This window comes from Metabacillus sp. Hm71, from assembly GCF_051842955.2.
GTDB lineage: Bacteria > Bacillota > Bacilli > Bacillales > Bacillaceae > Metabacillus.
The window spans coordinates 1562147-1574437 of sequence record NZ_CM200278.1; the positions used below are offsets into that span (position 1 = coordinate 1562147).

A 12291-nucleotide genomic window follows, 5' to 3' on the forward strand; every position below is an offset into this window, starting at 1 on the left:
CTAATTAAATTGGAATAGGAGGGAATAAAATGCAATTACAAACAAAAGAAAAAGCACTTTCATCCCCTGCTGTGTTACCAAATCAAGCAAAGGGAATGAAAGATTTTCTTAAAAAATGCCGTAGTCAAAAATCATTATTATTGATGACGGTACCATTTGTTATTTGGGTATTTACTTTTAAGTATTTTCCTGTTTGGGGATGGACAATGGCATTTCAGGATTTTAAACCAGCTCGTTCTTTTACAGAACAAGAATGGGTAGGCTTTAAACATTTCTTCTTTCTATTCACAGATGATCGTTTCTTAGGAGTTCTTAGAAATACGCTGGCTCAAAGTCTCATTAATTTGGTTTTAGGTTTTGTGACTGCTATCGGTTTAGCCCTACTGATAAATGAATTAACAAACCTTAAATTTAAAAGAGTCGTTCAAACCATTAGCTATTTACCGCATTTCCTTTCTTGGGTTGTAGCAGCTGCACTTGTTTCGTCTGTATTGTCTATCGATGGAATTATTAATGAAATATTGATGGGACTTCATTTTATTGACAAAGAAATTCTTTGGCTTGGAATCGGTGAGTATTTTTGGGGGATTTTAGGTGCTTCAGAGGTTTGGAAAAATGTAGGTTGGAATACAATCATTTATTTAGCCGCAATATCGATGATCGACCAAGAACAATATGAAGCAGCCAAAATTGATGGTGCTTCTCGATTACAAAGAATACGATATATTACGCTTCCTGGAATGAAGCAGGTTATTGTGATTCTTTTAATTATGAACATTGGGTATATTATTGAGGCTGGATTTGAACCTCAATATTTATTAGGGAATGGACAGAACGTAGAGTACTCAGAAAATATTGATGTATTTGTTATCAACTATGGTATATCAATGTTTAATTTTTCAATGGCTACTGCGGCAGGAGTGTTTAAAACGGTTATTAGTTTACTATTCTTGATGGCAGCTAATTCATTCTCGAAAAAAATGGGACAAGGCGGTTTATACTAGGGGGGTACAGAATGAAAAGAGGTAAGAAAGGAAAGAGTTTAATGAGAACGAAAGAAGATGTAATATTTGATACATGTAACATTATTTTCATGATTTTAATTAGTATCATAATGCTATATCCTTTTCTAAATCAAGTAGCCCTTTCTTTTAATGCTGCAGCAGATTCTGTAAAAGGTGGAATATATATGTGGCCAAGAGAATTTACTTGGCGCAATTATGAGTATGTATTTAATCAAGCATCCATCATACAAGCAATTATTGTTTCTGTAGCAAGAACAGTTATAGGTACAGGAATAGGATTATTATGTACTGCAATGGTAGCTTATGCGATTGCACAAGAAAAGTTTATTTTCAAGAAATCAATAACAATCATTTTTATTATGACGATGTATTTTAATGGTGGGTTAATACCTACTTACCTACTAATGAGAGATTTACATTTAATCGGAACTTTTTGGGTATATATTTTACCAGGATTAATAAGTGCATTTAATCTTATTATTATGCGTTCATTTATAGAAGGTCTTCCAAAAAGTATTTTTGAGCAAGCACGAATTGATGGAGCTGGAGACTTTAGAGTTTTCTTTCAAATTGTGTTGCCTCTGTCCTTGCCGGTATTAGCAACCGTAGCATTATTTGTTGCCGTAGGCCAATGGAACCAATGGTTTGATGTGTTTTTGTATAACTCAAGCAATGAAAATCTAACGACATTGCAATATGAGTTAATGAAAATTCTCCAAAATACTGCAACTTCAAACGGTGATTGGAATACCGCCCAAGCAAATGGTGAACATGCTGTCCAAGCTGTTACTCCTAAGTCCATTCAGGCAACTATGACCATTGTAGCGAGTCTACCAATTATTTGTGTGTATCCGTTTCTGCAAAAATACTTTGTTAAAGGGATGACATTAGGGGCAGTTAAATAATTTACTCTTTATTTTAAGGATATAGCAAGTAATTTGGAGCACAGTGGGTTTCATCTAAAGGAAAAATCCAGGAAAGAAAGGGATTAAGGGGAAAATCAAAACAATGAGTGAAAATTTAAATCTACAATCAAACTTGTTCATTAAACACGATCAAAACACCTTTGAAAATCCGATTATATGGTCAGATGTACCGGATCCTGATGTTATTAGGGTAGGTGATACGTATTACATGACTAGTACCACTATGCACATGAACCCTGGGGTACCAATTATGAAATCGTACGATCTCTTGCATTGGGAAATCGTTAATTATGTTTATGATATTCTTGCTGAAAACGACGAACAGAAGCTAATTAACGGAAAGAATGAATATGGAAAAGGTTCATGGGCAAGCAGTCTTCGTTATCATCAGGATACCTTCTATGTGGTTGTGGGCTCTTTAGCTACTGGGAAAACCTATATCTTTCAAACGGAAAATATTGAAAAGGGTCCTTGGAAATGCTTTACTCTAGATGCGTATTACCATGATATGTCACTACTATTTGATGATGATGAGCGCGTGTATATGACTTATGGTAATGGTGATATAAAAGTAATTGAGCTTACTAAAGATGTAACAGCAATTAAAGGAGGTGGACTAAACAAAGTAATTATTTCAGATGCTAGTCTAGTTGCGAGTGCGGAGGAGGGCTTAGGTCTGCTGGCTGAAGGTTCACACATCCAAAAAATTAATGGGTACTATTACGTATTCACAATAACATGGCCAAAGAATGGAAACCGGGTTCAACTCGTGCACCGTGCAAAGCGTATTGATGGTGAATATGAAGGTCGTATTGCTATGGATGATCCGAGTGGTATTGCACAGGGAGGAATTATTGATACAGTTAACGGTACTTGGTACGGCATGTTGTTTTGCGATAACGAATCCGTTGGTCGAACTCCTTGTCTTATTCCAGTTACATGGGAAGACGGGTGGCCCGTTTTTGGCGAGCAAAGTAAGCTTCCAAAACGTATGACTTTTCCATTTCGTGATAAAACGTCTGGAAGTCTCATTGTGAATTCCGATGAATTTAATTCCGATACCGATAAAGTTGGATTAGTTTGGCAATGGAATCATAATCCTGATAATGAACATTGGTCATTGACCGAACGTCCTGGCTATCTGAGGTTAAGAAACGGAAGGATATCTACAAACTTAGAGGGTGCTAAAAATACGCTTACCCAAAGAACATTCGGACCTGAATGCTCGGCTCATATTGCGATGGAAATCTCGAACATGAGGGACGGAGATGTTTCTGGTTTTGCCGCCTTTCAGAAAGATTACGGGTTTGTTGGAGTGAAAATGTCTGGCGATTCTAAATCCATTGTGATGGTGAATGGGAGCTTTGGCTCTGCAGAGATTATTGAAAGTATTCCTATTACCCAGGTGAGAGTATATTTTAAGATTGATTTTAATTTCAGGAATCAGACTGACAAGGCATATTTTTATTATAGTCTTGACCATGTTAATTGGAATCTAATAGGGAATATCCTTCAAATGCGTTATAAATTAGACCATTTTATGGGCTACCGTTTTGCTTTATTTAACTATGCAACAAAAACAACGGGTGGATTCGTAGATTTTGATTATTTCAGGATAGAAGATACTATTTTTAGAGAAGTAAATTAGAAAGTAATTATTGAAAACTTCGTTTATTGTACGAATAAACGAAGGGGTATTTTTTAATTTCAAGTTAAGAACTATATCAACTTCGTATGTTTACTCAAAAAAGTCCCTTTTCTCATTTAAGTAACTTTAAATATCCTAAAAAATGAAAAGGAGTATATATATGTTAAAAATTTCACACAAACAAATTTTCTCTGGATTAGCATTAGTCTTATTAATACCTCTAGGAGCAAATGGTGCATCTGCTTTAGACCAACCATTAGACGCTTTAAATGCAGCACCAATTGATGAAAGATATGAAGATTCTTTCTCAATTGGTGCTGCCGTAGAGCCTTACCAATTAGAAGGAAAGACTGCCGATATACTAAAGCGCCATTATAATAGCATCGTTGCAGAAAACGTTATGAAGCCTATTAATATACAGCCAGAAGAAGGAAAGTTTAATTTTGGAGAGGCAGATAAAATAGTCAAGTTTGCTAAAGAGAATGATATGGACTTACGTTTTCATACACTTGTCTGGCATAGCCAAGTACCACAATGGTTTTTCCTTGATAAGGAAGGAAATCCAATGGTAGATGAGACAGAACCGAAAAAGCGTGAGGAAAACAAAAAACTTTTATTAAAGCGCTTAGAAACCCATGTAAAAACAATCGTTAAGCGGTATAAAAATGAGGTAGACTCTTGGGATGTTGTGAACGAAGTAATCGATGATTCCTCACAGAACGAAAAAGGTTTACGTGAATCTCCATGGTACAAAATCACTGGCACTGACTACATAAAAGTTGCATTTGAGACCGCTAAAAAATATGCAGGAAACGACGCAAAGCTTTATATCAATGATTACAATACAGAAGTAGAACCAAAAAGAACAAATTTATATAATTTAGTGAAAGATTTATTGGAGCAGGGGGTTCCAATTGATGGTGTGGGGCATCAGTCTCATATCCAAATTGGCTGGCCATCTAATCAACAGATTGAGGATTCGATTAATTTATTTGCTAGTCTCGGATTAGATAATCAAATTACTGAGCTTGATGTTAGTCTTTATGGTTGGCCGCCAAGACCTGCTTATGAGACTTATGAATCCATTCCAGAAGAGAAGCTCCAAGCACAAGCTGAACGTTACGATGCTTTATTCGCTCTATATGAGAAATTAGATAAGAAGATTAGTAATGTCACATTCTGGGGCATTGCTGATAACCATACATGGTTAGACGGTCGTGCACAACAGTACAATAACGGAGTCGGAAAAGATGCACCATTTGTTTTTGATCCTGAATACAACGTGAAACCTGCATATTGGTCAATTATGGATTAAACATCGCAGGCTGCCTTTTTTAGATGGGAGGGCAACCTCCTGTTCTAGAAAAGAAGTGAGGACAAAAGCCTTATATAAAACAATAATTAATTTTGGATTAATCAAGGTATAGGTTGGTCGGCATAACTTAATCTTTATAAAATCAATTAGTCATCGGAGGGGAAGAGATGAATCAGCTTCAATCTAAGTTAAATATTCCATCTTTTTCAGATGTTTATAGTGATTACTTTTCAATTGGTGCAGCTATCAATCAACGGACAATTAAAAGCTCAAAACAACTCTTAATCAGGCATTTTAACAGTATAACAGCTGAGAATGAAATGAAGCCAGAGAATCTCCAGCCTGATGAAAACAAATTTTCGTTTGAAATAGCAGATCAATTTGTAGCTTTTGCAGAAGAACATCATATGAAAATGCGTGGGCATACATTGGTATGGCATAATCAAACGCCAGATTGGATGTTTAAGACACAAGACGGTTCAGTTGCATCAAGAGAATTACTATTAAACCGCATGAAAACGCATATTTCAACTGTTGTAGGACGGTATAAAGGGCGTATCCATAGTTGGGATGTTGTGAATGAAGTAATTGATGACAGTGAGGATCTCTTTTTAAGAAAATCAAACTATTTGGAAATCGTAGGAGAAGATTTTATCGAAAAGGCATTTCGGTTTGCACATGAAGCTGATTCAAAGGCATTGCTTTTTTATAACGATTATAATGAGTGTCACCCTCAAAAATGTGACAAAATTTATAAATTGGTCAAATCTTTACTCGAAAAACAGGTTCCCATACATGGAATAGGCATGCAAGGGCATTGGAATTTAACGAGTCCAACGTTAGATAACATCCGTGCTGCAATTGAAAAATATGCATCTCTTGGCTTGCAAATTCAGCTTACTGAATTAGATATTTCAGTATTTGATTCTACCGATGGACGAACAGATTTAAAAGAGCCAACAACTGAAATGATTGCGTTACAAGAGGAACGCTATGAGCAGTTGTTTTCTATGATAAGGGAATATAGGGATGTAATCAGTAGCGTTACTTTCTGGGGTGTTGCAGATGATTATACATGGTTAGATAATTTTCCTGTAAAAGGAAGGAAGAATTGGCCGTTGTTATTTGATGTCAATCAACTTCCCAAAAAATCTTTTCAGAAAATTACGAGTTTTAGATAATCTCTTTCAATTTTTATGATAATCTAGCTTACTTTTAATCAATTCATAAAAAGGTGGAATGTTTGGTTGACACAGGTGAAAGGTGCCTTTATACAAAAGAAGATAATACTGGATATTTACTAGATACAGGTAATCTTGATGTCCGCACAGAGGGCATGTCATATGGAATGATGATGCTGTTCAACTTGATAAGCAGGACGGATTTTACAGAATTTGGTTATGAGCTAAGAAAAACATGTATATGGCTGACGGGACACATGCAGGTTATTTTGCATGGTCCTGTAATCCAGATGGCAAAAAGAATTCATATGGACCTGTGCCGGATGGGGAAGAATACGACAAAATAAGGCACTGAATTTCTAACTGACATAAAGAATTTCAACGCCATTCAAGAAAAGGGTGCTTTCATAAAAATCAAGGATAAGCGCTTCATTTTATAAGGTCCAGATAGATTAAAAACGCTTGGCAATAATCTCTAAATCTAGAATCATAAGAAATGCCAAACTCAAGTTGAGTGATAAAAGTTGGCTTTACCACTTGTTCAATAAATCGATAAAGTTTTGAGCAGCTTTAGATAAGCTATGATTCTTCAGCCATATTAATCCGACTGGTGAAGAAATCTCAGTTGTACTGGAAATTTTGTGGGCTTGTATAGAATACCCTTTATGTCGTTTAAGCATCGTTTCTGGAACAATCGATGAACAAAAATCAGATGAGATTAAATCCATCAAAAGTGTAATGTCTGAACACTCACCAACAATGTTGGGGCGCAGATGAAACCGGGAAAATGCCTCCAATATTAAATAGTGTACACCTAATCCCTCTGTACTCGGTAAAATGAGAGGATAGTCTTTAATTTGATCAAGTGAGACTTCATAGTCGAACGGTTTCTGTTTTTGGGATGTAATAAAGTAAAAGGGTTCTGTATAAAGATGAAGTACTGAAAAATCATCCAGATCGAGCGGCATCCGGATGATCGCTATTTCTACTATCCGGTCTCTCACTAATTTACAAAGATGAGAGGATTCATTTTGTTTAATTTTATAAGTCACCCTAGGGTATTGTGTATTAAATTGATGAAGTATTTCAGTTAACTCAGCAACGGAAAATGTATTGATGCCTATCGCCAATGTTCCGTTTACCCCATTTCCGACTCCCCTTACTTCCATTTTGGCTTCTTCCATTAATTGGGTCATTTCCAAGGCATATTTATACAACGTTTTTCCAGCTTCTGTTACTTCAAAATATTTTCCGCTTCTTTCTACTAATTTTGCGCCAAGTTCCTCTTCCATTGATTTCAAATGCTGGCTTAAAGGCGGTTGAGAGATATGAAGTCTTTCAGCAGCAGCGGAGATTTTCCTTTCCTCTACAATCGCTATAAAATATCGCAGCTGTCTTATGTCCATCGTCAAACACACTCCTTTTTATTATATGAAAAACTTAAGTAAATCTTATTATTTTTATATTTTTCATATAATTATCCCCATGTTACCATGTTTATATATAAGGTGAAAGCAACTGTGATCATGATGTATTACCTCTAAAGAACGGGCGATTAGAATAATTCAGCTTGAGCTTCTTATCATCACAGTAAAGATAGGTGATGGGCTATGTTTTAGGAATGAATCTTTTGAAACATTTCATTTAATCGAATAAAAGGAGGCAAAAGAAAGTGACAGATACTAATGCATACTGGTTAACGAATGTCAGATTAGAAACTGGTTACCACTATGAAAATGGTAAAGTTACAGGAACAGAAACAGAACGTTTCCATGTGAGAATTGAAGATGGGAAAATAAATGAAATGGTCTTAGCTGATACATCGTTAGAAACCAATTTGCCTAAACGGGATGCGAATCATTATTTAATGCTTCCATCATTTAGAGATTTGCACATCCATATAGATAAAACGTATTACGGAGGTCCTTGGAAAGCGCCAACGATTCCAACTAAGGGTCTTTTGACAAGGTTAGAAGAAGAGGAAGAACTACTTCCGCGTTTATTGCCTGTTGCCGAAGAAAGAGCGAAAAAAATAGTAGACTTACTCCTGCATTCAGGCTCGACTCACATACGCACACATTGCAATGTCGATCCTGTAATCGGGCTGAAAAACCTGGAAGCTACTTTACAAGCAGTGAAAGCTTATAAAGGAAAAGCTTCTGTTGAAGTAGTCGCTTTTCCGCAGCACGGATTATTACGCAGCCAATCTGTTCCGTTAGTAAGAGAAGCATTACGAAGCGGAGCCACATTAGTAGGGGGTGTTGACCCTGCATCAATTGACGAAAATATTGAGAAATCATTACAAACGGTAATGGAACTTGCCGTGGAAACAAATGCAAACATTGACCTTCATATACATGACCCCGGTCATCTGGGTATTTTTACGTTTAAGCGATTGGCCGCTCTAACTGAGGAAGCAGGATGGCAAGGGAGAGTTACCATAAGCCATGCGTTGGCTTTTGCTGATATCTCTGCTAAGGAAGCGAGTGAAGTCGCAGAGCTGCTGGCTCATCAAGGTATTTCAATTACATCATCTGTTCCGATCGGAAGGACGATACCGATTCCAATCTTGCATGAAAAAGGTGTGGAAGTATCCCTCGGTGATGATAGCATTACAGATCATTGGTCTCCTTTTGGGAAAGGAGACAGCTTGGAAAAGGCAGGGACGTTAGCGGAGCGTTTTGGTTTAAGTGATGAACGTTCACTTGGACAAACCTTAGGATTTATTACAGGAGGCGTAACTCCTTTAAATAAAGAAGGAAAACAAATTTGGCCAAATGTAGGGGACGATGCCAATCTCGTTTTGGTTGATGCGAGTTGTTCAGCAGAAGCAATTGCAAGGAGAGCAAGAAGAGTAGCTGTTTTATTTAAAGGGAATTTAGCTGCTGGAGTACTTTAATTATTGAAATAGAAAGGAGAGATTGTCATGAGCTTACCTTTTTGGCTGACAAATGCACGGTTGGAGAGTGGTTTCCAAGTAGATCATGGCGTCATTACAGGAACTAAAACGGAATGTTTCCACTTATTGATTAAGGATGGGAAGATTAAAAAGATGGTATCTTCTAATGAAACCATTACAGACAATTTACCAAAAAAAGATGTGAAAGGGTTGTTGGTTCTTCCATCGTTTATAGAAAACCATTGCCATTTGGATAAAACATTGCTTGGCGATCGATGGCGTTCTGTAACACCTGTTAATAGTATTTTTGAACGACTCGAAATCGAGAAAAAAGTTCTTCCTTCTTTGGAGACTTCTACGCAAGAACGTGCGGAAAAGTTAATTGACAATTATTTAAAATCCGGGGTGACACATCTAAGAACCCATGTGGATATCTATCCAGAGGTTGGATTAAAGAATTTAGAAGAAGTCCAAAAGGCATTGCAAACGTTTGAAGGAAAGCTATCTTATGAAATTGTAGCTTTTCCGCAACACGGTTTATTGCGTTCCAAGACAAAGGAATTAGTAAGGGAAGCCCTTCGTCAAGGAGCAAGCTTGGTGGGCGGCGTTGATCCTGCTACTGTTGATGGTGATATTGAGGCTTCCTTACAAGTGATGGTCGAACTCGCTGTAGAAGGAAATGCGGGAATTGACTTGCATTTACATGATGCTGATCATTTAGGTATCTTTACAATGAAAAGATTGGCACAGCTAACGAAAGAAGCAGGTCTTCAAGGCAAGGTTGCGATTAGCCATGCATTTGGACTTGGAGATATCCCTCCATCTCAAGCAGAAGAAATGGCAGAACAATTGGCTGATGCAGGAATAACTATTATTACGAGTGTGCCGCTAGATAGAAAGTTTCCGCCTGTTGGCTTATTGCACAGGAAAGGAGCATCGGTTGCCGTCGGTTGTGATAATATTTTTGATGTTTGGTCACCGTTTGGAAATGGAGATGTGCTTGAACGTGCCGGCCGATTAGCGGAAGTTTCAAGATGGATAGATGAACGATCATTAGCACAAGCTCTATACTTTATTACTGGCGGCAAAACACCGCTTAATCATACTGGAGAACAAGTTTGGCCTCAAGTCGGGGACGATGCCAACATCGTGTTTATTGAAGCATCTTGTTCCGCTGAAGCGATTGCAAGAAGATCGCGACGAGCAGCTACGATGTTCAAAGGAGAAATCGTTTCAGGCTTATTTTAATCATGTAATGAATGTTTGAATTGCCTCATTGAACAATTCGAAAGGCATGAGGGAAAATAGATAGTTAAAAGAAAATCCCGCTTGAAATGGATCAAGCGAGATTTTCCTTACCCTTTCACTACTTATTCATCTTCAAATAATTTTTCACCGCGGTGGAGGCGAATGGCAATCCGTGCTGTATGGGGCATTTCTCTGGCAGTTGGGGCATGGCCTGCAAGATAACGTGTTACGGCGAGGATCAACGTTTCCTGTGCATGACGAGCAAGCTCGGAATCCTCAAGTTGCCAATGCTCATGTTCGACCATCGCTGCTTCAAACATTTGAAACGAATGAAACTCTGCATCCTCTCTAAGTAAAGCGTGACCGAGTGTATTGAAGAGCTCACTTTTATCACCGCCGCGGGCCAGGTAATTTACCACCCATCGTGCTGATTCTGCAACCTGTTGCTGTTTATTCATCAGCTCCAATAATTCAGCAGGATTCTGCGGTTCAGCTTCTATATTCTTTGGTTCCGGTCTTCGTGCAGACGGTAGATTGAGAAAACGATCAAGATAGACACTCATCGCTCCATGGAAAACAGCTCTGGTCAATTCAGGTGTCGTCGAACGACGTAATGATTCATGTACCGCATGCGCGTGTGTAAAAGTATGAAGCACAGTAATCCAATCACTGAAATCATTTTGTACATGGAAACGGGAAATCCGCTCCGCCGCTGCCAAAGCTACGAGCTGGGCCAAACGGACAGGTGAGACTCCATTTTTAAGTGTATCCAACATCATCTTTACCGTTTTTAACGCATTATCTGATAAAATTTGCTCAACTAATGCTGCTTCATCCACATCAGTGTCCCCTTGTGATGGGGCATTTGCAAGTATATCTGGCAATTCCTTAAACGCTTCCATTAATGGTTTGACCAAGTTCACTGGTGATTGCCAGCTATGGGATTCTTCACTGCGGGATACATTTCCGATTCCGGGTAACAAGGATGTTAAAACATATGGCCGGTACTCAGAACCAATCTGCTCCAGAATCTCGAATGCTTTATTATGAAAATCGAGCGAATGACCTGTATTTACATAAAAATGATCCGTGATCGCTGTCATCATCATGTCAGCAAGCTGCTCATTCGAGAATCCTAATTCAATCGAGGTCAAGAGTACTCGTTCAGCTCCCTGTGAATCACGAACTTTCACACAATGACGATACCATTCTGATAATTGTTCGAATGATTGGGCATTCCTATCTTCTGAAACAGGAAGGGACCCTAGTAAGAAATGTGTTCCCATTCCAGAACATTCCCGTGCAACATGAACCAGTCCTTGGAACAATGCTAAAATCTGACCAGTTTTATCCAATATAGGCAATACATTTGTCATCGCTGTTAAAATCGTCAATCCAGAGCCCCAGCCGCTTTGGTTATGAGAGGTTCCGAAGCTGACTCCGACCTTTGCAATCTCGGTCGCTGGAAAACCAGCTTCCATCAATCCAACTACCGATTTCGCGATGACAAGACTTAAATTTTGCTCAAGACCTTCACGTAATCGCTGCCTTAATTTTTCGATTGTTACTTTATTGTAAGGAACAGGGTGGACCCAAACCTCGTCTTCCTTTATCTCGACAGGGTAAGTTGGGACATCATCTGCCCATGGATCCAATGTTCCGCCGCTTTTTATATCAAAGCGAGCATGATGCCAGTGGCACGTTAAAATCCCATCACATAAGCTTCCTGTATGGAGGGGGAAGCCCATATGAGGACAACGGTTATCCACCGCAAAAACTTGTTTTTCGTAAACGAATACTGCAATTGCATGACTGCCACCTTTTATTACCTTTGCTCCCTCATCTTCAAGTGCCTGTAATGAACCTGCATAAATCAATTCTGACAAAAGGATCACTCTCCCAGATAATAAAGTTCAATGCCCTCTAAATAAGGATGAATAGAGGTCTTACAAAAATTGTTATTTACTATTTTATATTATAGATGGAAGGCAGTAATCCTCCATAAGTTGAGACTTTTCTCACTCTAAAGTCTGAACTTGTAAAAAACGG

General features: G+C 38.2%; 9 protein-coding genes and 1 pseudogene. 8 read left to right on the forward strand and 2 right to left on the reverse strand.

The features are described 5' to 3' along the window. Window positions 1-29: 29 nt before the first annotated feature. The 6 genes and pseudogenes from ACSVDH_RS07605 to ACSVDH_RS07630 all read left to right on the forward strand — a co-directional run. A complete protein-coding gene (locus ACSVDH_RS07605) occupies window positions 30-1004 on the forward strand; it encodes an ABC transporter permease (protein ID WP_439249116.1) in 975 nt (324 codons plus the stop codon). Window positions 1005-1015: 11 nt separating this feature from the next. Beyond that, window positions 1016-1930, forward strand: a complete 915-nt coding sequence (locus ACSVDH_RS07610) for a carbohydrate ABC transporter permease (RefSeq protein ID WP_439249117.1) — start codon at window positions 1016-1018, stop codon at window positions 1928-1930. Between the two features lie 103 nt (window positions 1931-2033). Next, window positions 2034-3599, forward strand: coding sequence for a glycoside hydrolase family 43 protein (locus ACSVDH_RS07615; protein WP_439249118.1), 1566 nt, complete (start codon window positions 2034-2036; stop codon window positions 3597-3599). Between the two features lie 160 nt (window positions 3600-3759). Continuing rightward, entirely contained in the window at window positions 3760-4914 is a 1155-nt protein-coding gene (locus ACSVDH_RS07620) for an endo-1,4-beta-xylanase (protein ID WP_439249119.1), read from the forward strand. A 167-nt stretch (window positions 4915-5081) separates the two neighbouring features. Further along, on the forward strand, window positions 5082-6095 hold the full coding sequence (locus tag ACSVDH_RS07625; protein ID WP_439249120.1) for an endo-1,4-beta-xylanase: 1014 nt from the start codon (window positions 5082-5084) through the stop codon (window positions 6093-6095). 101 nt (window positions 6096-6196) lie between these two features. Then, window positions 6197-6432, forward strand: a pseudogene (locus ACSVDH_RS07630) (glycosyl hydrolase family 8); the annotation flags it as partial. Between the two features lie 193 nt (window positions 6433-6625). Here the strand turns inward: ACSVDH_RS07630 and ACSVDH_RS07635 are convergent. Further along, window positions 6626-7501 (reverse strand): LysR family transcriptional regulator, encoded by an 876-nt coding sequence (locus ACSVDH_RS07635; RefSeq protein ID WP_439249121.1) that lies wholly within the window; start codon window positions 7499-7501, stop codon window positions 6626-6628. Between the two features lie 266 nt (window positions 7502-7767). Here ACSVDH_RS07635 and ACSVDH_RS07640 point away from each other — a divergent pair, with 266 nt between their 5' ends. After that, window positions 7768-8994: an amidohydrolase gene (locus tag ACSVDH_RS07640; RefSeq protein WP_439249122.1), complete on the forward strand. Its 1227-nt coding sequence runs from the start codon at window positions 7768-7770 to the stop codon at window positions 8992-8994. 27 nt (window positions 8995-9021) lie between these two features. Beyond that, entirely contained in the window at window positions 9022-10242 is a 1221-nt protein-coding gene (locus ACSVDH_RS07645; RefSeq protein WP_439249123.1) for an amidohydrolase, read from the forward strand. Between the two features lie 122 nt (window positions 10243-10364). Here ACSVDH_RS07645 and ACSVDH_RS07650 read toward each other — a convergent pair whose 3' ends face one another. Further along, the gene (locus ACSVDH_RS07650; protein ID WP_439249124.1) at window positions 10365-12128 is read right to left on the reverse strand and encodes a Rieske (2Fe-2S) protein; all 1764 of its coding nucleotides are present in this window, start codon (window positions 12126-12128) and stop codon (window positions 10365-10367) included. Window positions 12129-12291: the final 163 nt, after the last annotated feature.

Coding starts and splice junctions, on each gene's coding strand:
- ACSVDH_RS07615 (WP_439249118.1), top strand. CDS start 2,034: ATGAGTGAAAATTTAAATCTACAATCAAACTTGTTCATTAAACACGAT.
- ACSVDH_RS07610 (WP_439249117.1), top strand. CDS start 1,016: ATGAAAAGAGGTAAGAAAGGAAAGAGTTTAATGAGAACGAAAGAAGAT.
- ACSVDH_RS07625 (WP_439249120.1), top strand. CDS start 5,082: ATGAATCAGCTTCAATCTAAGTTAAATATTCCATCTTTTTCAGATGTT.
- ACSVDH_RS07605 (WP_439249116.1), top strand. CDS start 30: ATGCAATTACAAACAAAAGAAAAAGCACTTTCATCCCCTGCTGTGTTA.
- ACSVDH_RS07645 (WP_439249123.1), top strand. CDS start 9,022: ATGAGCTTACCTTTTTGGCTGACAAATGCACGGTTGGAGAGTGGTTTC.
- ACSVDH_RS07620 (WP_439249119.1), top strand. CDS start 3,760: ATGTTAAAAATTTCACACAAACAAATTTTCTCTGGATTAGCATTAGTC.
- ACSVDH_RS07635 (WP_439249121.1), bottom strand. CDS start 7,501: ATGGACATAAGACAGCTGCGATATTTTATAGCGATTGTAGAGGAAAGG.